Below are 24059 nucleotides of genomic sequence, written 5' to 3'. Positions count from 1 at the left end.
GTGTTGTGCTGAAAATACGAATAATCCTTCAGGTTTCCAATTCGCATTACCCGGCCGCGCCATGACCGAACGCTCAAGCCATTCTATTTCCTCGCGAAAGCAGCCCAAGCAGGCTCGCGCGACGGAACTTGTTTCGGCGATCCTGGAGGCTGCTGTTCAGGTTCTGGCGAGTGAGGGCGCCCAGCGCTTCACCACCACGCGCGTGGCAGAAAGGGCCGGCGTGAGCGTCGGCTCGCTTTACCAATATTTCCCCAACAAGGCCGCGCTGCTGTTCAGGCTGCAGAGCGATGAATGGCGGCAGACGGGCGGTTTGCTGCGCACCATATTGGAGGACGACAAGCGGCCGCCGCTGGAGCGGATGCGCACTCTGGTCCATGCCTTTATCCGCTCGGAGTGCGAGGAAGCTGCCGTGCGCGTGGCACTCAATGACGCCGCCCCACTCTACCGCGACGCGCCCGAGGCGCACGAGGCAAGGGCCTCGGGTGAGCGCACCGTCCAGGCCTTCCTGCGCGAAGTTCTGCCCGGAACCCCGCAAGCAACCCAGGACCTGGCCGGCGATCTGATCACGATGACGTTGAGCGCGGCGGGAAAGGATTTTTCGGCAAGCCCGCGCACCGACGCGGAGATCGAAGCCTACGCCGATGCCATGGCCGACATGTTCTGCGCCTACATCGCAAGCCTTGGATACCGCTGAGACAGGCTCGGCCTGTGTTGTAAGCAGGCGCGGCTATTCCGCCGCCGAAGCCAGCGGCCTGATCCGCGCCATCATCGAGCGCAGCACGGCCGGCTTCAGCGGCTTGTTGATCACCGGCACGTCGAGCCGGCCTGCCGATGCGCGCACTTCGCCCGATCGGTCGGCCGTGACCAGCACGGCCGGCAAGTCCTGGCCGTGAAGCGCTCGCAGCGTCGCGATCACGTCGAGCCCGGTGCCGCCGTCGAGGTGGTAATCGGCCAGCACGATATCGGGCTTGCGGCCAACGGATGCCGCCAAATTCTCTGAGCCAGCGGCCGTCTCGACGCTGCATCCCCAACCCTCGAGCAAGAGCCGCATGCCGTCGAGGATGCGGGCATCGTTGTCGATGCACAGCACCTTGAGGCCGGCAAGCGAGGAGGCCGCGCGCGCCGGCGCCTTCTCGATCTCGCGCCGGGGCGCCGCGACCGCGGCCACCGGCAGGATGACCGAAAAGCGCGTGCCCTTGCCGGGATTGGAGAAGATGCGGATCTCCAGCCTCAGCACCCTGGCGATACGGTCGACGATCGAAAGGCCAAGGCCAAGCCCCTCGGCCTCGCGCGCGCCTTCGTCCAGCCGGGTGAATTCGTGGAACACCGTGTTCAGCTTGTCGCCGGCAATGCCGATGCCGGTATCGATCACCTGGATCTCGGCCAGCGACCCCCGCCGCCTGACGCCGACCAGGATGCGGCCATGGCGGGTGTATTTGATCGCGTTCGACACCAGGTTCTGGATCAGGCGGCGCAACAGGTTGCGGTCCGTCACCACGGTGAGCGACGACGGCATGATGGTGAGTTCGAGCTTCTTTTCGGCGGCCATCGGCTGGAAGTCGGTGCCGATCTGGCGCAGCAGCCCGTCGAGGCTGAAGGCGGTGTCGTCGGGCTTCATGGCGCCTGCGTCGAGGCGGGAAATGTCGAGCACGGCGCCCAAAATGGTCTCGACCGACTCCAGCGAGGATTCGATGTTGACCGCGGCCTTGCCGGCGGGACCCTTGCCGGCCTTCTCGATCAGCGACGAGCAGTAGAGCCGGGCGGCGTTGAGCGGCTGCAGGATGTCGTGGCCGGCGGCGGCGAGGAAGCGCGTCTTGCCGAGATTGGCCTCCTCGGCCAGCATCTGCGCCTGCGCCAGCTCCTCGTTGACGCGGGTCAGTTCGATGGTGCGGGTCTTCACCCGCTGCTCAAGCGATTCATTGGCGCGCTTCAGCGCCAGGTCCTGTTCGACGCGGCCGGAAATGTCGGCATAGGTGGCGACGATGCCGCCGTCCGGCATCGGGTTGGAGCGCAGTTCCAGGATGCGGCCGCTGGTCTTCAGCTCCATCTGCCAGGGGCCGGCAAAACTGGTCAGGCGGTTGAGCATCGCCACGCGCTGGTCGGCCGCGATATCGCCGCGCTCGGCGAGGTGGCGCAGGATCCGGTCGAGCGAGACGCCGACCTGGCCCATTTCGTCGGGCAGGCCGAACAGCGCCCGGTACTGGCGGTTCCAGCAGATGAGGCGGAAATCCCGGTCGAAGACGGTGATACCTTGCTCCATCTGGTCGAGCGCGATCTGCAGCAGGTCGCGATTGTGCTGCAGCGCCTCGGTGGCGTCGTCGAGCAGGCGGAAGGCGTCCTTGGAATCGCGGTCGTTGCGGCGAAACAGCAGCGACAGGATCAGCCGCGCCGAGGACGAGCCGACGGCGCTCGCCAAAAGCTGTTCCGAGAAACGAATGACATCCATGCTGGCCTGCTCGTTGCCATGCAGCGTCACACTGTTGTTCTTCTCGAACGACTGGAAGGAACGCTCGGTCCGCTCGACGCCGAGATAGCGGGAGATCGTGTCCTTGAGGTCGTTGACGGTCACGGCGGTGCGGAAGCGGCGCAGGCTCGGCATCGGGACGGCCTCACGCGGGACGAAGATCGCCGCCTGGATGCGCTCCAGCGGCACCGACGCGCGGGAGAGCGAGCCGAGCACGAAGAACAGCGCGTTGATCGACAGGCTCCACAGCACGCCATGGTTCAGCGGCTCGGCGACGGTACCGAACAGCGCCTGCGGCCGAAGCGCTTCGAAACCGAACAGGCCGTGGACGATGATGTCGGCGTCGGAACCCACCAGCGAAGGCAGGAGCAGCGTGTAAGCCCACACCAGAATGCCGGCGACCATGCCGAGCGCGGCCCCCCTGCCGTTGGCGCCGCGCCAGATCAGCCCGCCGATAAGGGCCGGCGCGAACTGCGCGATGGCCGCGAACGACATCAGGCCGATCGAGGACAGCCGCGCGCTGTTGGTGCTTTCGCGATAATAGAGGAAGGCGATGAACAACATGATGAAGATCGCGCCGCGCCGCACATTGAGGATCAGCGTGGACCAGTCCTCGTTTTCCGAGGTCGAGGTCCTGAGCAGGCGGCGCACGAACAGCGGAATGACGAGGTCGTTGGAGATCATGATCGACAGCGCCACGCTCTCGACGATGACCATCGCGGTCGCCGCCGAAAGGCCGCCGATGAAGGCGGCCATGGCCAGCAGATCATGGCCGCTGAACAGGGGCAGCGACAAGACGTAGAGGTCGCTGCTGGTCCTGTCGCCCACCAGCGCCAGGCCGGCGAAGGCGATCGGCAGCACGAACAGGTTGATCGCCACCAGGTAAAGCGGGAACACCCAAGTCGCGGTGCGCAGTTCCGCCTCGCTGCGGTTCTCGACGATGGTGACGTAGAACTGGCGCGGCAGCATCAGGATGGCAAAGCCGCTGAGGCAGGTCAGCACCAGCCAGGTGGCCAGCGAGGTGCCATAGCCCATCGCCTGACGCGCCTGTGCATTGTCGGCAAGCTTGTCGAACATGTCGCCGGGACCGCCGAAGATCAGGAACGTCACCATCAGGCCTATGGCGAGGAAGGCGGCGAGCTTGACCACGGTTTCCACCGCAACCGCCAGCACCAGCCCGTCCTGATGCTCCGTGGCGTCGGCATGGCGGGTGCCGAACAGCACCGCGAACAGCGCCAGCAGCATCGCCACCACCAGCGAGATGTCGCTCACAAAAGGATCGAAAGAGGGCGGCGAGCCGGTGTAATGCTCGACCATCAGGCTGACCGAGCCGGAGATCGCCTTCAATTGCAGCGCGATGTAGGGCACGGCGCCGATGGTCGCGATCAGCGTGGCGATCGCCGCGACGGTAAAACTCTTGCCGTAGCGGGCGCCGAGAAAGTCGGCGACGGAAGTGATCTTCTCGGTCTTTGCCAACCTGACTATGCGGTTGAGCAGCGGAAAGCCGAACACGAACACAAGCACCGGGCCGGTGTAGATGCCGAGGAATTCAAGGCCGCGCTCGGAGGACAGGCCGACCGAGCCGAAGAAGGTCCAGGAGGTGCAGTAGATGGCAAGGCTGAGCGCATAGATGAAGGGTCGCGCCCGGCCGAGACCGGCCGCCGCAGCGCGCCGGTCGCCGATGCTCGCTATGGCAAAGAGCAGCGTCACATAGGCGATCGCGATGATGACGATGAACCAGCCCTGCACGGTTCGAACCTCCTCCCTGGCCGGTCTCGCGTCGGCCCATGCCAGACGCAATCACAGCTTCGAGGTCGAGTCCATCGCGGCTTTCGGCGCATAGCGGCGGAGGGCAATGGCCGCGGGCGGCCAGCAGAAAGCGGTGCCCTGGCTCTTTTTCCCGTTTTGCAACCGGGGGTTTTTGTTATGCTAAGCGAGGGCCGGCGCCGAGTGGAAGCTGGGGACGGCAGCGTGGCCACGGCAAGGAGGGTCGAATGCTGAAAGAATTCCAGGAATTCATTTCCAAGGGCAATGTCATGGACTTGGCCGTCGGTGTCATCATCGGCGCCGCCTTCGGCAAGATCGTCACTTCGCTGGTCGACGACGTCATCATGCCGATCGTCGGTGCGATCTTCGGCGGGCTGGACTTCAACAACTACTTCTTCGGACTGTCCTCGAACGTCCATTCGCCCGCGCTGGCCGACGCCAAGAAGGAGGGCGCCGTTTTTGCGTATGGCAGCTTCATCACCGCGGTACTGAACTTCCTCATCCTTGCCTTCATCATCTTCCTGATGGTCAAGGCCGTGAACGGCATGCGCAAGCGGCTCGAGCGCGAGAAGCCCGCGGCACCTGCGGCGCCGCCGCCCGCCGATATCGCGCTGCTTACCGAAATTCGCGATCTTCTCGCCAGGAAATAGCGCGCAGCGGATTTCTGGACCAAAACCCCGGCCGTTCGCGGCCGGGGTTTTCTGTTTGCGGCCGTCGTAAAACACGCTAGCTGTCGGCAAACCAAGCGGATTTTTGCATGACCCTGATCCAGACCTTGCGCGCCGAAGCGCGCGCTGCGCCCGAAAGCGGCATCGTCGCCGTGATCAACCATGGCCGGCTGCGCGACGGCATGATCCGGCTTTGGGCCGGCGAGGGCGACCTGCCGACGCCTTCCTTCATCAGCGATGCCGCCGCCCGTGGGCTCGCCGCCGGCGAGACCTTCTACACATGGCAGAAGGGCATTCCGGAGCTCAGGCAGGCGCTTGCCCGCTACTATGGCCGGCATTTCGCCAAGAGCTTCGCCGATGAGGAATTCATCGTAACCGCGTCGGGCATGCACGCCATCCAGCTGGCGATCGACGCGCTCGCCGGCCAGGGCGACGAGGTGATCTATCTGTCGCCGGCCTGGCCGAATTTCGCCGCCGCGGCCGGTGTGGCGGGCGCCGTTCCGGTCGCGGTCACGCTCGATCCGTCCGGCAATGGCTGGTCCTGCGACGTCGACAAGATCGCCGCGGCGATCACGCCGCGCACCAAGGCGCTGTTCGTCAACACGCCGTCCAACCCGACCGGCTGGACCGCCGACAGGGAAACGCTGCAGGCGATCCTCGACCTTGCCCGCCAAAGTGGCGTCTGGATCATCGCCGACGAGATCTACTCGCATTTCCACTATGGAAGCGGCCGCGCCCCGTCCTTCCTCGACATCGCGACGGCAGAAGACCGCATCCTGTTCGTCAACAGCTTCTCCAAGAACTGGGCGATGACAGGCTGGCGCGTCGGCTGGATCAAGACCCATCCCGCCTTGCAGCAGGTGTTCGAGAACCTGATCCAGTATTCGACCTCGGGTGTCGCCCAATTCATGCAGCGCGGCGCCGTCGCCGCCCTCGACGAGGGGGATGCCTTCATCGTCGAACAGGTCGAGCGTGCGCACGCGGCGCGCGACTTGGTCTGCGGCATTCTGGGCGCGACCGGCAAGGCGCGCTTCACCGTGCCGCAGGGCGCCTTCTACCTGTTCTTCACTGTCGACGGCATCACCGATTCCCGCACCGCCGCCTTCGACATCGTCGACCATGCCAATGTCGGCCTGGCGCCTGGCACCGCCTTCGGGCCGGGCGGCGAAGCCTTCCTCAGGCTATGCTTCCACCGCCGCCTCGACCAGCTCGAGGAAGCGGCGCGTCGCCTGGCGAAATGGATGACGACGATTTGAGCAAAGGCTGGATTGTGGGTCAGGCAAGTTCTTGCCTGAACGGCTTACTTTCAAAGGGCGGTGCCGCCCCTCATCCGCCTGCCGGCACCTTCTCCCCGTGAAGGACGGGGAGAAGGGAGGGCCGCAACCTCGCTGCTCTTTTCTGCGACGCGCCAAGTGGCGAAACCATCAACGCCAGCGCATTTCTCCCCGTTCTTCACGGGGAGAAATGTCCGGCAGGACAATGAGGGGCAGCGCCAGCGTTCTATGATTGGCAGGACCTGTTACCCATCACCGCCCACAAACCACCAGCAGGTCACCCGCCCGACTTCGGCACCAGCAGGGGAATGATCCGGTCGGTCTTGGCGACGGCCGGCCGTCCTGTCGAGGCGTAGGGGATGCCGAGCGCGTCCCAGGTCTCGACCAATGCGTCCTGCAATTCGGCGATCAGCGCGTCCGAATGGAACGGCGTCGGCGTGATGCGCAGCCGCTCGGTGCCGCGCGGCACCGTCGGGTAGTTGATCGGCTGGATATAGATGCCGTGCACGCCGAGCAGGCGGTCGCTGGCCATCTTGCAGAGCTCGGGATCGCCGACCAGCACCGGCACGATGTGGGTGGGCGATTCCATCACCGGCAGGCCGCCGGCGGCGAGCACTTCCTTGGTCCGTGACGCCTGGCGCTGCTGTGCCTCGCGCTCGGCCTGCGAGCGCTTGAGATGCCGGATCGAGGTGGTGGCGGCGGCGGCGACAGCCGGCGGCAGCGCCGTGGTGAAGATGAAGCCCGGCGCGTAAGAGCGCACGGCGTCGATCACCGCGCTGGTGCCGGTGATATAGCCGCCGAGCGTGCCGAAGGCCTTGGCCAGCGTGCCCTCGATGATGTCGATGCGGTCGGCCAGCCCCTCGCGCTCGGTGATGCCGCCGCCGCGCGCACCGTACATGCCGACGGCATGGACCTCGTCGATATAGGTCATGGCGTTGTAGCGCTCGGCGAGGTCGACGATCTGTTTGATCGGGGCGATGTCGCCATCCATCGAATAGACGCTCTCGAACACGATCAGCTTGGCGCGCTCGCGCCCTGCCGCCTGCAGCAGGCTTTCGAGATGCGCGATGTCATTGTGGCGGAAGATCTTCTTTTCGGCGCCCGAACGGCGCACGCCCTCGATCATTGAGGCGTGGTTGAGCTCATCCGAGATGATCAGGCAGTTCGGCAGCAGCCGCGCGATGGTCGAGATCGAGGCCTCGTTGGAAACGAAGCCGGAGGTGAAGACCAGCGCAGCTTCCTTGTCGTGCAGGTCCGCCAGCTCAAGTTCGAGCTCGACCAGCGGGTTGCTGGTGCCGGAGATGTTGCGGGTGCCGCCGGCGCCCGAGCCCATCTTGCCGGCCGCCTTCTGGAAGGCGGCGATGACGTCCGGATGCTGGCCCATGCCGAGATAGTCGTTGGAGCACCAGACGGTGATCTCCTGGGCGCGGCCGTTGGAACGCCAAATGGCGCGCGGGAACTTGCCGACGATGCGTTCGAGGTCGGCGAAGACGCGGTAGCGCCGCTCCGCGTGGAGCTGGTCGATCGCTTCCTCGAAGAACCGCTGGTAGTTCATGTCGCCTTCCCAATTTTGCGCCGGATCATAGTCATTGCCCCATTCGGCGTCCACCGGCCGCTTCCGGTCAAAATGCCACGCCCCGAGCCTGTTTCTAACGACCACGGATCGTGGCCTATTCCCTTGATGTGGATCAACTTTGTTTCAGTACGATGCCTTGGGCTCCGGCGACTGTTACGCATTTGACACTGGAGTTTTATTCGCCTTGCGGCGCGCTTTCCAGTAAGGCGGCCCTGAGACAGTTTCCAATAAATCTTGATCAGCGAGGATACGGATGGCGGTTTTGGTGACGGGCGGTGCCGGTTATATCGGCAGCCATATGGTCTGGGAGCTCCTGGACGCGGGCGAGAGCGTCGTCGTTCTCGACCGCCTTTCGACCGGTTTCGAATGGGCGGTGGCGCCGGAGGCCAAGCTCGTCGTTGGCGATGTCGGCGATCGTGAACTGGTCGGCCAGATCATCAGGGACTACAAGGTCGACGCCATTATCCATTTCGCCGGCTCGATCGTGGTGCCCCAATCGGTCGCCGACCCCCTCGGCTATTACGAGAACAACACTTCCAAGACGCGCACGCTGATCGAGACCGCGGTGCGCGAGGGCGTGCCGCATTTCATCTTCTCCTCCACCGCCGCCGTCTATGGCGGCGCCGGGCTGGAGCCGGTGCGCGAGGATGCGCGGCTGGCGCCGGTTTCTCCCTATGGCCTGTCCAAGCTGATGAGCGAATGGATGTTGCGCGACGCGGCGAAGGCGCATGATATCCGCTACACGGCGCTGCGCTATTTCAACGTCGCCGGCGCAGACCCCAAGGGCCGTACCGGACAGTCGACGCCCGGCGCCACGCATCTGATCAAGGTCGCCTGCGAGACCGCGCTCGGCAAGCGCCCCTTCATGCAGGTGTTCGGCACCGATTATCCGACGCCGGACGGCACCTGTATCCGCGATTACATCCATGTCAGCGACCTGGCGGCGGCACACCGGCTGGCGCTGCAGCGGCTGCGCGCCGGCGGAGAGAGCCTTGTCGCCAATTGCGGCTACAGCCACGGTTACTCGGTGCTGCAAGTGATCGACAGCGTGCGCCGCGCCTTCGGCCGTGACTTCGAGGTCAAGATGGGCGATCGCCGCCCGGGGGACGCCGCCGCCATTGTCGCCAATTCCGAGCTTGCCCGCGCTGAGCTTGGTTGGACGCCGCAGCGCGACGATCTCGATCGGATCGTTGCCGACGCGCTGGCCTGGGAACAGATTTTGACGGGGAAGAATTCGGCGAGGGGATAGGGGTGCTTTTGCCAGGGCCGAATTACATTTCGGTCCGCCAGCGCTGCCCCTCACCTGCCTGCCGGCATCCTCTCCCCGTATAGTGACGGGGAGAGGGGCGCTGTCACTAATGATTTCGCCAATCGCCAACGCTGCAGGGAAGGCGCCGGCGCCGCGGCAAGCCACCTTCTCCCCGTCACTATACGGGGAGAAGGTGCCGGCAGGCGGATGAGGGGCGGCGCGGCCCTCTGCAATCACAAGGGCTCGTCCCGCACCCCGAGACGCGCTATTGAAGGCATCGGAGGCGTGGAGGCGCTCCGCATATTTGTCTGGGGGGCGGCATGAAGGTTTTGGTACTCGGGGCCGGCGTCGTTGGCACGGCGGCCGCCTATTACCTGGCGAGTGACGGCCATGAGGTGACGGTGATCGAGCGCCACCAGACGGCGGCGCGCGGCACCAGCCAGTCGAATGCCGGCCTTGTCTCGCCGGGCGACGCCACCGCCTGGGCCTCGCCGGCCGCGCTGAAGACCTTCCTGCGCGCGCTCTGGAACCACGATCTCGGCATCAAGGTCCGGCTGCGCTTCGATCCCTATTTCCTCGCCTGGAGCCTGCGCTTCCTGCGCCAGTGCACGGTGGCGCGCTTGCGCGCCAACAGCCAGGTCAAGTTGCGCCTGGCGCTCTATTCGCGCGACTGCATCAATTCGCTCTCCGAAGCGACTGGCATCCACTATGATGAGCGCAAGAAGGGCATCCTCTATTTCTTCCGCTCGCAGCACAGTCTCGACACCGGCACCGACAACTACCGCTACCTGGCCGAACATGGCCTGCCGATCGAGATCGTCGGCCGTGACCGGCTGATCGAGCTGGAACCCGGCCTCGCCGGCGCGAGGGACAAGATCGCTGGCGGCGTCTATTCGCCGATCGACCAGACCGGCGATTCCAGGCAGTTCGTGGAAAAGCTCGCCGCTTATTTGGCTGAAAAGCTCGGCGTCAAATTCCTTTTCGGCACGACCGTCGAGGGCCTCGACATCGAGGGCGACCGCGTGCGCGCGGTGATGACTTCTGCCGGCCCGGTCGCCGGCGACGCGGTGGTCATCGCCATGGGGCCGGAAAGCGGCCTGCTCGGCCGCCGCTACGGCATCGACCTGCCGGTCTATCCGGTGAAGGGCTACACCGCGACCATCCCGCTCGAGGACGAGAGCAAGGGGCCGACCATGGGCGGCGCCGACGAGGACCAGCTGATCGGCTACTCGCGGCTCGGCAACCGGCTGCGGCTTGCCTCGACCGCCGAGTTCACCGGCTTCGACCGCAGCTTCCGCCCGCGCGACTTCGCCGCCATGTTCAGGACCGGCAAGGATCTGTTTCCGGGCGCCTTCGACGAGAAGAAGGCGGAGCTTTGGGCGGGCCTCAGGCCAATGATGCCGAACTCCGTGCCGGTCATCGGCCTGGCGCGCTACACAAATCTCTATCTCGACACCGGCCACGGCCATGTCGGCTGGACGATGGCCTGCGGTTCGGGAAAATTCCTCGCCGACATCGTCGCCGGCCGCAAGCCGGAGATCGATCCGCAGGGGCTGGTCTACAGGAACTAGAGATGTCGGGACCGCAAGTCGCCATCGATCTCGGCCGCATCGAGCGCAATGCGCGCACCGTCGTCGAGCGCTGCGCGCAATCCGGCATCAAGGTCTTCGGCGTTACCAAGGGCATGTGCGGCATGCCGCAGGTGGCGCGCGCCATGCTGCGCGGCGGCGTTGCCGGCATCGCGGAGTCACGCTTCGAGAACATTCGCCGGTTGCGCGACAGCGGCATCAATGCGCCGATCATGCTCTTGCGCAGCCCGCCCATCGCCCGCGTCGAGGAGGTGGTGCGGACCGTCGACATCAGCCTGCAGTCGGAACTTTCGATCATTCGCGAGATCGCCCGCATCGCCGAACGCATGGGCCGCGTCCACGACATCATGCTGATGGTCGACCTCGGCGACCTGCGGGAAGGCATCTGGCCGAACGACCTTGTGCCGACCGTCGAGCAGATCCTGGAGATGAAGGGCGTGCGCATCGCCGGCATCGGCACCAATCTCGGCTGCTTCGGCGCCATCTTGCCGACCGAGGAGAATCTCGGTCAGCTCGTCGCCCATGCCTACAAGATCGAGCGTCTGTCGGGCAAAAGCCTCGATTGGATCTCGGGCGGCGCCTCGTCCTCGCTGCCGCTGCTGCTCGAAGGCAGGCTGCCCGCCGGCATCAACAATCTGAGGGTCGGCGAAGCGATCCTGCAGGGCGGGCTGGAAACTTTTCGCGATCCGCCCTGGGAAGCGCTGGAGCTCGATGCCTGCCGGCTCACCGCCGACATCATCGAGGTCAAGAAGAAGCCATCGCGGCCGATCGGCCAGTCCGGCTACGACGCGTTCGGCAACCAGCCGGTCTTTCCCGACGAGGGCGACAGGCTGCGCGCCATCGCCAATATCGGCCGCGAGGACGTGCTGGTCGAAGGCCTGATGCCGATCGCCAAGGGCGTGCGCGTGCTCGGCGCCTCCAGCGATCATCTTTTGCTCGACGTGCAGGACGCCGATCCACCTCCCGTCGTCGGCGGCCGCCTCGCCTTCCGCATGAACTACGGCGCCATGCTTCTCGCCATGACCTCCGAATATGTCGAGAAGGCCCCGATGCACGACGTCGAGGACTATTCCGGCCGCAAGATGGTGTCGATCTCGGCCGAGCCGTCGGCGGCGGGGATCCTCGCCCGAGAGGCGACCGGGGCGCGGCTTGAGGCGATGAACTTCGATGTCGTCGAATTGGCCGACGCGGAACGGCCGCCTTCGGGCCTGATCCGGCTGACCGCCGGCGCCGACCGCCGCATTGCCCACACGGCACTTGCCGCGACCGCGCGGGCGACACACTCATTTGGCCTGATCTGGATCGATTCCATCGCCGCGCTGATGCCGGAGGAGATCGAAGGCATCGACCTGCCGGAGGCTTCGGTGCTCGCCCGCACGTTGGGCCTGGATCACAAGCCGGGCGCGTTGCAGCCGCAGCTTTCGCCGGAAAACATCGTCATCGTCGGCTTGCGCCACGCCGATCCCGCCGAGGCGCGGGTGCTGGCGGATTCACGCGTCTCCGCCTTCACCATGACCGACATCGACGCCATGGGCATGGGGGAAGTGATGCGCGAGGCGATCCACATCGCCTCCTCCGGCACGCAAGGGTTCCACGTCGCCTATGCGCCCGAGGTCACCGAATTCGCCGGCTGGGCGGCAGGCTCCGGCGGCATCACCGTGCGCGAAACGCATCAGGCGATGGAGGCGGTGGCACTCTCGGGCGGGCTCTTGTCGATGAGCGTCTCTGGCTTCACCGCCGATCTCGAACCCAGGATCGCCACCGATGCCGTCAGCTTCGTCATGTCGGCCTTCGGCAAGCGGATTCTATAGCTAAATTGACTTGCGATCGGCGCGGAACTTAACCTCAACCCAGAAATTTTGAATCCAGTTGGATGCGTGGATGAGATTAATTGGGGACGTTGGCAGGGTTAATTCCATCTTGTTTGCTGCAATGGCATTTTTATCAGGGTCGTCTGCTTGCATTTTTGAAAAAGCCAACAATTGTGGAAATTATGTTGGAATGGGTATTAGCTATGGGGATGGAGGTTCGGAATGTGAATCGTATTTGTCCATTAAGTATGGCATAGATCTATTTTCGCAATCCAGTGGCTTTCAGTTGGATTTCTTATTAACTCCGCTAATTATATACTTCTGTTTGGTTTCAATCATATTTTTAACATTTTCGTCAGTAAGTAAAGTGTATTTTCCGATCCGGCATGCTTTTTACGCCATTAATATGGCGATATTGTATTCTTCGTACTTCTTCTTATCATTCGTGACCTGATCAGATCCGCGCTTCGACCGCCCCGCGCCATGCGCTGAAATAGGCCGCCCAGATGGGATCAGTTTGCGGTTCTATTGTCTCGACCTTGCTGTGCGCGGGCGTCTCTTTGGATGCCAGAAGTGCTGCGCCGATGCTGGTGCCGGTGGCGGCCTCGGAGGCGATGACCGTGCGCCCCGTCGCCGCCGCCAGCATGCCGGTAAAGAGGCGGTTGCGGGCAAAGGGTCCTTCCACGGTTGTCGGCCCGTCGCCGCCGATGAGCCCAAGACAGGTCGCGGTCATCAGCGCCAGATAGAAGGAGATGGCGACGAAGCGCTCGCCGCCGCTCGTTCCGTCGGCATTGAGCCATTGCGGCTGGCGGTGCGGAAACGGCCCCGATCCCTGCTGGGTCGAGGGCAGAAGCAGCGTCCTGCGCGCCAGCACGGCGGCGACGTCGTCCTCGTTCCAGTCCTGCGGCTGACCGTCGGTCAGCAGCGAGAACTCGCGCCCGCCCATGAAGCGAGCCGAAGGCACCGGATCGCCGAGCGCGTTGACGTTGACCAGCGTGTCTCGGGCCGGATCGAGCTCGACCCTGCCGCCGCCGACCGCCATCGAAACCACCCAGGTGCCGGTCGAGACGACGGAGAAGGGTGGCCGGTCGGACAAGAGATGCGGCAGCAGCGAGGCGTTGGAATCGTGCAGCCCGCAGTACACCGGTGTCTGCGGGTCGAGACCGGTCAATCGGGCGAGCGCGGGCAGGATCGGGCCGAGCCGGTCCTTCGCCGGCCGCACCGGCGCCATCAGCCGACGCCAGCCCATCTTGTCGACCAGCGACGAGTAGTCGGACGTCCACGGGTTCCACAGATCGGTGTGGCAGCCGAGCGATGTCACCTCGTTGACCGCGACGCCGGTTAGCCGAAGCGCCCAATACTGCGGGTACATCACAATTGCGGCCGCCTTGGCAAATTCCGCTGGAAAGCGCCTCTGCTGCCAGAAGAGCTGCGCGCCGATGTTCAGGCCGGCCGGCAGGCGCGGCGTGCCTGTCTCGACAAAGGGCGGACGGATGAGGTCATAGTCCTCGGCGAATTCGTCTGGTCCCGAAAATTCATAGTCGAGCACCGGCAGCGCCAGGCCGCCGTCGGCGTCGACCAGCACCGCCGTCGCGCCATGGGTGGTGATCGAGATGGCGTCGATGCGCTGCTCGCGGTGCAGTTCGGCGAGGCTATCGAGGATGAACGTCCACAGGCGCTCGATGTCGTGCTGCGGGTAGGGGCCGTCAGTGAGGGGCGCGTTGGCGCTGCGGCGCAGTGCCGTCTCGCGCAGGGTCGCGAGATCGACAAGCGCCACCTTGGCGTTGGTCTTGCCGATATCGATGACGGCGACGTGGCTTACCCGCATTTCTCACACTCGATCGAGGGTCGGTTGGAGAACCCGGCAGGCAGCGTGTGAGAAATGCGGGCCAATCATGCCATATGGAACACGGTTTCCAGCGGCACCGCCACCGGCTCGTTGTCGGCCCTGGTTTCCATCACATCGGCCATGTGCGCCCACCAGCGCTGCATCACCGGATGGCTGGGTAGCTCGGCCATGCCGTGGCTATCGCTGCGCCAGAGCACGCCGAACAAAATGTTGGTTTCCTCGTCGAGATGGATCGAGTAGTCGGAGACACCGGCTTGCTTCAAAAGCGCCACCAGCTCAGGCCAGATTTCGTCGTGGCGGCGCTTGTACTCGGCCTTCATGCCGGGATTGAGCTTCATCTTGAAGGCGTATTTTTCCATCAGGCGAAGCTTCCCTCGCGCAGGCGCCGCCAGACGATGGGCAGCGCAATGACGATGATCAGCAAGAGGCCGATGAAGATCGACATGACGATGCCCGGCACGTTGAGCAGCCCGAGCCCAAAAGTCACCAGCCCCATGATGAAGGCGGCGAGCACGACGCCCAGGATGCTGCCGGCGCCGCCGAGGATCGAGACGCCGCCCAGCACCACCATGGTGATCGCTTCCAGCTCATAGCCTTGCGCGATCGACGGCCTTGTCGAGCCGAGCCGCGAGGTAATCAGCACCGAGGCGATGCCGGACATCAGCCCCGTCAGGCAGAACAGGATGAACTTGATGCGGTCGACGCGCACGCCGGAGAACTGGCAGGCGACCGGATTGTTGCCGATGGCAAAGACGCGGCGGCCGAAGCTCGTGCGATGCAGCACGAACCAGTAGATGAGCGCGGCGACGAGGAACAGCGACAGTTCGAACGAGAAAACCCACCAGACATAGCCCTGGCCGAAGAAGGCGAAGCTCTCCGGATAGCCCTTGTAGGCCTGGTCGCCGAGGATGATGAAGGCGATGCCGCGGAACAGGCTCATCGTGCCGATGGTGACGACAATGGAAGGCAGGCCGAGCCGCGTGACGAGCAGCCCGTTGAAGGCGCCGCAGCCGAGCCCGACAACGATGCCGATGGCCACCAGCACCGGCGTTCCGGCGCCGGCCTGCACGGCCATCCCCATCATCGTCGAGGCGAGCGCCACGATCGCCGCGACCGATAGGTCGATCTCGCCGGAAATGATCAACAGCGCCATGGCGAGCGCGATCAGCGCCTTTTCGGTGAAGTTGAAAGTCAGGTCCGACAGCGACCACGGGTCGAGGAAATAGGGCGAGGCGAAGCTGTTGACCGTGAAGATGAGAACCGCGATGACGACGAGCAGCGCCTCCCAGGAAAAGATCGCGGACGAGAGCGGCTTGTCGAGCCGGTCGGGGATGTGGCGCGGGTGAGGGGCGTCGGTCATGCCGCTTCCGCCTTTCTGAGGATGATGCGGCCCTGCCGGCGCTCACCGCGCGCATTCAGCACCACGGCCAGGATGATGGCGCTGCCCGATATCGCCATCTGCCAGAAGGGCGAGATGTTGATGACCGGCAGCGCGTTGGAAATGATGCCGAGAAACAGCGCGCCGAGCACCGCCCCGCCGACCGAGCCGATGCCGCCGGCGATCGAGATGCCGCCGATGACGCAGGCGGCGATGATGTTGAGCTCATAGCCGTTGGCGACCTCGACCGATGCGATCACATAGCGCGAGATCCACAGATAGCCGGCGAGCCCGCCGATCATGCCGGAAATGCAGAAGACGATGAATTTTGTCCGGCCGACATCGATGCCGGCATAGACCGAGGCGGTCGGGTTGACGCCGATGGCATAGATCGAGCGGCCGATCTGCGCTCGCGTCATCACCACGAAGAACAGCGCGATCACCAAAAGCGCGATCCACGAAAGCACCGGCAGGCCGAGGAAGGCGGCGCGCTGGAAGTTGATGAAGTCCGGACTCATCTGGTCGGCATTGACCCAGGCGCCGCCGGACACCACGAACGTCGCGCCGCGATAGATGGTGAGCGTGCCCAATGTCACCACGATCGAGGGGATGTTCAGCCGCCACACCAGCAAGCCGTTGATGGCGCCGAGCACCAGTCCGACGAGAAGCGCGATGACGATCAGCACCGGGATCGGGATCGCCGGATGCGCGGCGTTGAGCATCGCCACCACCATGCCGGTGAAGCAGAGGTTCGACGCCATCGACAGGTCGATCGAGCGCGTCAGGATCACCACCATCTGGCCGAGCGCCAGGATCATCAGGATCGAAGTATCGTTGAACACCTGGCGCAGATTGGCCGGGTCGGCGAAACCCGGGAAGCGGGTCGAGATCAGGCCGATCAGCACCGCGATTGCCGCAAGCAGCCAGATCTCGCGGTATTTGCGCAAATTCTTCATGCCGCGATCCCCGCTGCGGTTCTAACCAGCGTTTCGGCATCGAGCCCCTTGTTGTCGTGGACGGCCGCGATGCGGCCTTCGCGCATGACGACGACACGGTCCGACATGCCGAGGATCTCCGGCAGTTCGGAGGACACCATGATCACCGACAGGCCTTGCGCGACGAGCTCGGCCATGAAGCCGTGCACTGCGGCCTTGGACCCGATGTCGATGCCCTTGGTCGGCTCGTCGAGGATGATCACCTTGGGCGCCGTCGCCAGCCATTTGGCGATGACCACCTTCTGCTGGTTGCCGCCCGAAAGCGTGCCGACATCCTGGCTGAGCGATGAGGCTCTGAGATCCAGCCGTTCGGTGTAGGAGCGGGCGAGCGCGAACTCTTCCGCCAGCCTGAGCACGCCGGATTTCGAGGTGTGCATGAGCGAGGGTAGCGAAACGTTCTGGAAGATCGGCATCCCGATCACCACGCCCTGCTTGCCGCGCTCCTCCGGCACGTAGACGATGCCAGCCTCGATGGAGTCGGCGGCGGATTTCGGCGCGATCGGCTTGCCGTCCAGCGTGATCGTGCCGCGGCTGGTGCGGGTGATGCCCGATATCGCCTGCATCACCTCGCTGCGCCCGGCGCCGACCAAGCCGTAGAAGCCGAGGATCTCGCCCTTGCGCAGCTCGAAGCCGATATCGTCGAACTCGGTCGGATGCGACAGGCCGGATACGGAAAGCACCGGCGCGCCGATCTTCGGCTCGCGCTGCGGGAAGATGTGGTCGACGTTGCGGCCGACCATCATGCGCACGATCTCGTTCTGGCCGGCATCCTTGAGCAGGCCCTCGCCGACCATCTCGCCGTCGCGGAAGACCGTGTAGCGGTCGGCGATGCGATAGATCTCATCGAACTTGTGGCTGATGAACAGCACCGCCTTGCCTTCGCTCTTCAGGAATTCGATCAACAGGAAAAGCTCCTCGATCTCCTTCATCGAGAGCGCGGCGGTCGGCTCGTCCATGATGACGATGCGCGCATCGATCGACATGGCGCGCGCCACCGCGACCAGATGCTTGTTGGCGATGCCGAGGTCCTTCAGCCTTGCGTCGGCGTCGATATGGCCGGCGCGCATCGTCTCCAGCACCTCGCGTGCATTCTTGCGCATTGTGCGCCAGTCGATGGTGCCGAAACGGGTGCGCGGCGCGTGGCCGAGGAAGATGTTCTCGGCGACCGAAAGATCGTCGAACAGCACCGTTTCCTGATGGATGGCGGTGATGCCGTGGCCGAAGGCGGCATGCGCGCTGTGCAGCGTCGTCGCCTCGCCGTCGATGCTGATTTCGCCGGCGTCGGGCTGGTAGATGCCGGTCATGATCTTGACCAGCGTCGACTTGCCGGCGCCGTTCTCGCCGATCAGCGCCGTCACCTGGCCCGGATAGAGCGACAGGCTGACATTGTGCAGCGCGCGGACACCGGGGAAACTCTTCGAAATGCCGGAGAGCGTCAGGCGCGGGGTGGCCGGCTGGGCCGGGCCCGAAAGCGGCCGTTCCGTCTCCACTTTGTGCTGGGCTGTCGTGTCCATATCCGTATCAGGCCCTGAGAGAAGGTCCGTTTGAAGATGCGGCGGGACAATTGTCCCGCCGCACGAGCTTGAAGTCGACCAGGATCAATAGATCTTGGAGAACTTCTCGATGTTGGTCTTGTCGAACTGGAAGGGCGGAGCCATCGCAGCCGAGTTGGTGTCGTCGAGCGTCACCTTGCCGACGCGGCCGATCGACAGCGTGGCGCCGGGCTTGGCCTCTTCCTTCTTCACTGCCAGGTCATGGGCGAGGTAGATCGCCGAGTAGCCGAGGTCGATCGGGTTCCACAGCGCGACCGCCTGGCTGGCGCCGTTGTCGATGAACTTCTTGAACTCGGACGGCAGCGCCAGGCCAGTGACGTTGACCTTGCCGATCAGGTTCGCGTCGGTGACGACCTGTGCGGCGGCGACGACGCCGACGGTGGTCGGCGCGATGATCGCCTTGAGGTTCGGATAGGACTTCAGCAGGCCCTTGGCTTCGTCGGTGCTCTTGGCCGAGTCGTCATCGCCATAGACGGTGGCGACCAGCTTGATCTTCGGGAACTTCTCCGGCAGCACCTTCTTCGCCGCCTCGATCCAGGCATTCTGATTGGTCGCGGTCGACGATGCGGAGAGGATGGCGACGTCGCCGCCTTCCGGCAGGTAGTCGGCGGCGAGCTTGATGATGGTCTCGCCGATCAGGCCGGTGTCCGACGGGTTGAGGTGCAACTGCCGGCCTTCCTTGGCAACGCCGGAGTCCCACGAGATCACGGTGATGCCGCGTTCCATCGCCTTCTTCAGCACCGGCACCAGCGCGTCGGCGTCATTGGCCGAAACCGCGATCGCATTGACCTTCTGCGCGATCAGCGAGTTGATCACCTCGATCTGCGCCTCGGCGGTCGCCTTGGTCGGGCCCGTGTAGATCACCTCGACATCGCCCAGTTCCTTGGCCGCTTCCTCGGCGCCCTTGTTGGCGGCGTCGAAGAAGCCGTTGCCGAGCGATTTCACCACCAGCGCGATCTTGACGTTCTCTGCATAGGCGGGATTCACGAACATGGCGGCGGAAAAGGCCGCCGTAACCAGCAGTTTCTTCAAAAAGCTCATCGAATATCCTCCCTTGAGCGTTGCATTTCCATCGCCGCTGCGGGCCGCTCAGGCCTGCAGTGAAGATTCTTCCTGTGCCGCCTTGCGGGCGACGATCAGCGTTACCCCGGCGGTTTCGAGCATCTTGGCCTCGCGGTCCTCGATGCCGTCGTCGGTGATCACGGTGGCGATGCGCGTCAGTCCGCACAGGATCAGGCTGGAGCGCATGCGGAATTTCGAGGAATCGACCAACACCACCAACTCGTCGGCCTGGTCGATCAGCTTCTGCTCGGCCTGGATCAAGAGCGGGTCGCCTTCCATCAGGCCGAGCGGCCCCAGCCCTTGGGCGCCCATGAACATGCGGCGCGCGTAGAAGTTGCGCGTCACGTCATTGTCGAACGGCGACAGGATGATGTTCTGCTCGCGGTAGATGGTGCCGCCGGACAGCATCACCGTGTTCTTGGAATGCTTGAGCAGGTGCTCGGCGATCGGGAAGGAATTGGTGAAGATCGGCATGCGGCGGCCGGTCAGGAAATGCACCATCTGGAAAGTGGTGGTGCCGCCATTGATGATGATCGGTTCGCCGTCCTTGCACAGGTTCACCGCTTCCCGGGCGATCGCGCGCTTCTGCGCGGCGTTCAGCGTCTCGTTGACCGAGAAGGGGCGGCCGGCGAGGCCGATGAACTGCGGCGGCGAGATCGCCTCGGCGCCGCCGCGCACCCGGCGCAGGCGCTTCTGCACATGCAGCGCCGCGATGTCGCGCCGGATCGTCGCCTCGGAGGAGTCCGTCAGGTCGACCATCTCCTGCACCGTCACCACAGGCTTTTCCTGGACGGCGGACAGAATGATCCTGTGGCGCTCTTTTTCGTGCATGGTTCCTCCCTGCCCGAGCATCTAGGCACTCAAAACGAGCAGTGTCAATCATTTCCGATCATATAATTTCATTGTGCAGTGCAATATGATCGATATTGATCGTTTATGATTGACAAGACGGCGCCTTGCGTAGACATTCCCCGCGAAAAGGACCACACCTTTTTGCGTCCCAAGGGAGGATACCTATGCTCGACAAGCGCTCCGGCTCGCGCCTCGCCAATCTGTGGGATGATGCGAAGGCCAAGGGATTGAGCGACCCGGAGCTGCTGGTCTATCGCTCCAACACGCTCGGCTCCGACAAGCGCGTCACCAACTATGGCGGCGGCAACACCTCGTCCAAGGTCTGGCAGAAGGACCCGCTGACCGGCGAGGAGGTCGAGGTGCTGTGGGTCAAAGGCTCGGGCGGCGACAGCGCCTCGATCAAGCTCGACGGTTTCGCCACGCTCTACATGGACAAATTGCGCGCGCTGAAAGGTCTCTATCGCGGCCTCGCGCATGAGGACGAGATGGTCGGCTACCTGCCGCACTGCACCTTCAACCTCAATCCGCGCGCGGCCTCGATCGACACGCCGCTGCATGCCTTCGTGCCGAAGCCTTGCGTCGACCATATGCATCCCGACGCCATCATCGCCATTGCCGCGGCGAAGGATTCCAAGGCGCTGACGAAGGAGATCTTTGGCGATGCGATCGGCTGGCTGCCCTGGAAACGGCCGGGCTTCGAGCTCGGCCTGTGGCTGGAGAAATTCTGCCTGGAAAACCCCGAGGCAAAAGGCGTCATCCTCGAAAGCCACGGCCTGTTCAGCTGGGGCGACACGCCGAAGGAGTGCTACGAAACGACGATCTCGGTGATCAACCAGGCGATCGAGTGGTTCGAGCGTCGGTCCGAGGGCGTGGCTATCTTCGGCGGCGAAGTGGTGAAGTCGCTCGATGCGCCTGCGCGGCGCGCGATTGCCGCGAAGCTGATGCCGAGGATACGCGGCCTGATCTCGGAGAAGAGCCACAAGCTCGGCCATTTCGACGACCAGCCCGCCGTGCTCGAGTTCGTCAATTCGAGGGATCTGCGGCCGCTGGCAGCACTGGGCACCTCATGCCCCGACCATTTCCTGCGCACCAAGATCCGGCCGCTGGTGATTGAATTCGACCCGGCGAAACCCGACGTCGACGCCGTCATTGCGCGTCTCGCCGACGACATCGCCGAATATCGCGTCGGCTACCAGGCCTACTACGACAGCTGCAAGCATGCGGACTCGCCCGCCATCCGCGATCCCAATGCCGTTGTCTATCTGATGCCGGGCGTCGGCATGTTCACCTTCGCCGGCGACAAGGCGACGGCGCGTATCTCCGGCGAATTCTACGTCAACGCCATCAACGTCATGCGCGGCGCCTCGACCGTTTCGTCCTATGTCGGCCTGCCGGCGCAGGAGGCCTTCGACATCGAATACTGGCAGCTCGAGGAAGCCAAGCTGCAGCGTCTGCCGAAGCCGAAGGCGCTGGCCGGCCAGATCGCGCTTGTCACCGGCGGCGCCGGTGGCATCGGCCGCGCCACCGCCAACCGGCTGCTGCGCGAAGGCGCCTGCGTGGTGCTGGCCGACATCGACGAGGCTGCGCTCGCCAGCGCCAATGACGAACTGTCGAAAGCCTATGGCAAGGATTTCGTCCGGCCGGTGGTGATCAACGTCACCTCGGAGGATCAGGTCGTCGCGGGCTTCGCCGAAACTTCGGTCGAGTTCGGCGGTGTCGACATTCTTGTCTCGAATGCCGGTCTCGCTTCCTCGGCGCCGATCGAGGAGACGACACTGGCGCTGTGGAACAAGAATATGGACATATTGTCCACCGGCTATTTCCTCGTTTCTCGCGAGGCCTTCCGGCTGTTCCGCGCGCAGAAGATCGGCGGCAACGTCGTCTTCGTCGCCTCCAAGAACGGGCTTGCCGCTTCACCCAACGCCGCCGCCTATTGCACCGCCAAGGCGGCCGAGATCCATCTCGCGCGCTGCCTGGCGCTTGAGGGCGCTGAGGCGCAGATCAGGGTCAACGTCGTCAATCCCGACGCCGTGCTGCGCGGCTCCAAGATCTGGTCCGGCGAGTGGAAGGAACAGCGCGCCGCCGCCTACAAGATGTCGACCGACGACCTGGAAGAACACTACCGCTCGCGCTCGATGCTGAAGCGCTCGGTCTTCCCGGAGGACATTGCTGAGGCGATCTACTTCTTCGCCTCCGACATGTCGGCCAAGTCGACCGGCAACATCGTCAACGTCGACGCCGGCAACGCGCATAGCTTCACGCGGTAAATTGTCAATGACGGCGCTGCCCCTCACCCCTACCCTCTCCCCGTAAGGACGGGGAGAGGGGGCTCGCCAGCGCTGGAGCGCTTCCCTTCTCCCCGTCACTATACGGGGAGAAGGTGCCGGCAGGCGGATGAGGGGCAGCGCCGGCCGAACGCATTCTTGGGAGGAAACGCATTGTCTGAAGCCATAATTTCCGCCGACTTCGTCGCCAGGCACAACGCCGCGCGCAAACCCGACCTCGAGCGCGACTACGCCTCGCTCGGAGAGCGGCTCGACCGGCGCGGCATCGCCATCGACGCCATCCGCGACAAGGTCGAAAAATTCGCCGTGGCGATCCCGTCCTGGGGCGTCGGCACCGGCGGCACCCGATTCGCCCGCTTTCCCGGTGCCGGCGAACCGCGCGACATCTTCGACAAGATCGAGGACTGCGCCGTCATCAGGCAACTGACGCAGGCGACACCCACCGTCTCGCTGCACATCCCGTGGGACAAGGCCGATCCGAACCGGCTGATGCAAGCCGCGTCGCGCTTTGGCCTTGGCTTCGATGCCATGAACTCCAACACCTTCTCCGACGCGAAGGACCAGGAGCTTTCCTACAAGTTCGGGTCGCTGTCGCATGCCGATGCCGGCACGCGCCGGCAGGCGGTCGAGCACAATCTCGAATGCATCGAGATCGGCAAGACGCTTGGCTCGAAGGCGCTGACGGTGTGGATCGGCGACGGCTCGAACTTTCCCGGCCAGGTCAATTTCGCCAGGGCCTTCGAGCGCTACCTCGACGCCATGCGCGACATCTATGCCGGGCTGCCGGACGACTGGCGGCTGTTCACCGAGCACAAGATGTACGAACCGGCCTTCTATTCGACGGTCGTGCAGGACTGGGGCACCAACTACCTCATCGCGAAAGAACTCGGCGACAAGGCTTACTGCCTGGTCGACCTCGGCCATCACGCACCGAACGTCAACATCGAGATGATCGTGTCGCGGCTGATCCAGTTCAGGAAGCTCGGCGGCTTTCACTTCAACGATTCCAAATATGGCGACGACGACCTCGATGCCGGCTCGATCGACCCCTACCGGCTGTTCCTGGTCTTCAACGAGCTGGTCGACGCCGAGCTGTCCGGAGCCGAGGGCTTCAATCCCGCGCACATGCTCGACCAGAGCCATAACGTCACCGACCCGATCGAAAGCCTGATGCTGTCGGCGGTCGAGGTGCAGCGCGCCTATGCGCAGGCGCTGCTGGTCGACCGCAGGGCGCTGCAGGGTTTCCAGGAAGAGAACGACGCACTGATGGCGACGCAGACGCTGAAATGCGCCTACCGCATCGACGTCGAGCCGATCCTGGCCATGGCGCGGCTGAGGACCGGCGGCGCCATCGATCCGGTCGTCGCCTATCGCGCCGCCGGCTACCGGGCGAAGGTCGCGGCCGAACGGCCGGCTGTCGCCGGCGGCGGTGGTGGGATTGTTTGAGGCCAAGTCGGCGATTGCTCCAGGCAGTTTTTCGATAATCGTCACTGTCGGCGCTGCCCCTCATCCGCCTGCCGGCACCTTCACTCCGTGAACGGGGAGAAGAGAGCTGGCTGCGACCTCGGCGTCTGCTCTGCCAGCTTGGCGATTGGCGAAGCCACCGACGAGAGCGCCCCTTCTCCCCGTCACTATACGAGGAGAAGTGCCCGGCAGGGCGATGAGGGGCAGCGCTGGCCTCGGCCAT

The 24059-nt window shown here is 64.3% G+C and carries 17 protein-coding genes; 8 read left to right on the top strand and 9 right to left on the bottom strand.

Annotated features, from left to right (window positions below; all coding sequences use genetic code 11):
* The first annotated feature begins 61 nt into the window (after nucleotides 1–61).
* Nucleotides 62–694 (top strand): TetR family transcriptional regulator, encoded by a 633-nt coding sequence (locus EN857_RS00495; protein WP_127282443.1) that lies wholly within the window; start codon nucleotides 62–64, stop codon nucleotides 692–694.
* Between the two features lie 33 nt (nucleotides 695–727).
* Here the strand turns inward: EN857_RS00495 and EN857_RS00490 are convergent, their stop codons facing one another.
* Complete coding sequence (locus EN857_RS00490) at nucleotides 728–4213, bottom strand: PAS domain-containing hybrid sensor histidine kinase/response regulator (RefSeq protein WP_135857495.1); 3486 nt, start codon at nucleotides 4211–4213, stop codon at nucleotides 728–730.
* A gap of 245 nt (nucleotides 4214–4458) precedes the next feature.
* Between EN857_RS00490 and mscL the strand changes: the two genes are divergently transcribed.
* Both mscL and EN857_RS00480 read left to right on the top strand, forming a co-directional pair.
* Nucleotides 4459–4881 carry a large conductance mechanosensitive channel protein MscL gene (mscL, locus tag EN857_RS00485; protein ID WP_127282424.1) on the top strand — a complete coding sequence of 141 codons (423 nt, stop codon included), beginning with the start codon at nucleotides 4459–4461 and terminating at the stop codon, nucleotides 4879–4881.
* 107 nt (nucleotides 4882–4988) lie between these two features.
* Nucleotides 4989–6155 (top strand): pyridoxal phosphate-dependent aminotransferase, encoded by a 1167-nt coding sequence (locus tag EN857_RS00480; protein WP_135857492.1) that lies wholly within the window; start codon nucleotides 4989–4991, stop codon nucleotides 6153–6155.
* Between the two features lie 295 nt (nucleotides 6156–6450).
* Here the strand turns inward: EN857_RS00480 and hemA are convergent, their stop codons facing one another.
* On the bottom strand, nucleotides 6451–7728 hold the full coding sequence (gene hemA / locus EN857_RS00475) for a 5-aminolevulinate synthase (RefSeq protein WP_135857947.1): 1278 nt from the start codon (nucleotides 7726–7728) through the stop codon (nucleotides 6451–6453).
* A 274-nt stretch (nucleotides 7729–8002) separates the two neighbouring features.
* Here hemA and galE point away from each other — a divergent pair, with 274 nt between their 5' ends.
* The 3 genes from galE (at nucleotide 8003) to EN857_RS00455 (ending at nucleotide 12398) form a co-directional block, all read left to right on the top strand.
* Nucleotides 8003–8998: a UDP-glucose 4-epimerase GalE gene (galE, locus tag EN857_RS00470; protein WP_135857490.1), complete on the top strand. Its 996-nt coding sequence runs from the start codon at nucleotides 8003–8005 to the stop codon at nucleotides 8996–8998.
* A gap of 320 nt (nucleotides 8999–9318) precedes the next feature.
* Complete coding sequence (locus EN857_RS00460; RefSeq protein ID WP_135857489.1) at nucleotides 9319–10569, top strand: D-amino acid dehydrogenase; 1251 nt, start codon at nucleotides 9319–9321, stop codon at nucleotides 10567–10569.
* A 2-nt stretch (nucleotides 10570–10571) separates the two neighbouring features.
* A complete protein-coding gene (locus tag EN857_RS00455; RefSeq protein WP_135857487.1) occupies nucleotides 10572–12398 on the top strand; it encodes an alanine racemase in 1827 nt (608 codons plus the stop codon).
* A 454-nt stretch (nucleotides 12399–12852) separates the two neighbouring features.
* Here EN857_RS00455 and EN857_RS00450 read toward each other — a convergent pair whose 3' ends face one another.
* From EN857_RS00450 to EN857_RS00420, 7 genes are all read right to left on the bottom strand, one after another.
* The gene (locus tag EN857_RS00450; protein ID WP_135857485.1) at nucleotides 12853–14226 is read right to left on the bottom strand and encodes an FGGY-family carbohydrate kinase; all 1374 of its coding nucleotides are present in this window, start codon (nucleotides 14224–14226) and stop codon (nucleotides 12853–12855) included.
* A gap of 65 nt (nucleotides 14227–14291) precedes the next feature.
* Nucleotides 14292–14606 (bottom strand): L-rhamnose mutarotase, encoded by a 315-nt coding sequence (gene rhaM / locus EN857_RS00445; protein WP_187331374.1) that lies wholly within the window; start codon nucleotides 14604–14606, stop codon nucleotides 14292–14294.
* Nucleotides 14606–15607 carry an ABC transporter permease gene (locus EN857_RS00440; RefSeq protein ID WP_135857483.1) on the bottom strand — a complete coding sequence of 334 codons (1002 nt, stop codon included), beginning with the start codon at nucleotides 15605–15607 and terminating at the stop codon, nucleotides 14606–14608. Before EN857_RS00440 ends, rhaM begins: the two co-directional genes overlap by 1 nt.
* Nucleotides 15604–16581: an ABC transporter permease gene (locus tag EN857_RS00435; RefSeq protein ID WP_135857481.1), complete on the bottom strand. Its 978-nt coding sequence runs from the start codon at nucleotides 16579–16581 to the stop codon at nucleotides 15604–15606. The genes EN857_RS00440 and EN857_RS00435 overlap by 4 nt, the downstream gene beginning before the upstream one ends.
* Nucleotides 16578–18134 (bottom strand): sugar ABC transporter ATP-binding protein, encoded by a 1557-nt coding sequence (locus tag EN857_RS00430; RefSeq protein ID WP_127282433.1) that lies wholly within the window; start codon nucleotides 18132–18134, stop codon nucleotides 16578–16580. Before EN857_RS00430 ends, EN857_RS00435 begins: the two co-directional genes overlap by 4 nt.
* A gap of 84 nt (nucleotides 18135–18218) precedes the next feature.
* Nucleotides 18219–19214 carry a rhamnose ABC transporter substrate-binding protein gene (gene rhaS / locus EN857_RS00425; protein ID WP_135857479.1) on the bottom strand — a complete coding sequence of 332 codons (996 nt, stop codon included), beginning with the start codon at nucleotides 19212–19214 and terminating at the stop codon, nucleotides 18219–18221.
* 48 nt (nucleotides 19215–19262) lie between these two features.
* Nucleotides 19263–20066, bottom strand: coding sequence for a DeoR/GlpR family DNA-binding transcription regulator (locus EN857_RS00420; RefSeq protein WP_127282435.1), 804 nt, complete (start codon nucleotides 20064–20066; stop codon nucleotides 19263–19265).
* Between the two features lie 185 nt (nucleotides 20067–20251).
* Here EN857_RS00420 and EN857_RS00415 point away from each other — a divergent pair, with 185 nt between their 5' ends.
* Both EN857_RS00415 and rhaI read left to right on the top strand, forming a co-directional pair.
* Entirely contained in the window at nucleotides 20252–22354 is a 2103-nt protein-coding gene (locus EN857_RS00415) for a bifunctional rhamnulose-1-phosphate aldolase/short-chain dehydrogenase (RefSeq protein ID WP_135857477.1), read from the top strand.
* A gap of 171 nt (nucleotides 22355–22525) precedes the next feature.
* Complete coding sequence (rhaI, locus tag EN857_RS00410; RefSeq protein WP_135857475.1) at nucleotides 22526–23818, top strand: L-rhamnose catabolism isomerase; 1293 nt, start codon at nucleotides 22526–22528, stop codon at nucleotides 23816–23818.
* The last annotated feature ends 241 nt before the right edge of the window (nucleotides 23819–24059 follow it).

It is taken from the genome of Mesorhizobium sp. M4B.F.Ca.ET.214.01.1.1 (assembly GCF_004791545.1).
In the GTDB taxonomy this organism is placed as follows: domain Bacteria; phylum Pseudomonadota; class Alphaproteobacteria; order Rhizobiales; family Rhizobiaceae; genus Mesorhizobium; species Mesorhizobium abyssinicae.
The sequence above is the reverse complement of the archived record's forward strand: the minus strand, read 5'-3'. Positions and strand labels throughout refer to the sequence as shown.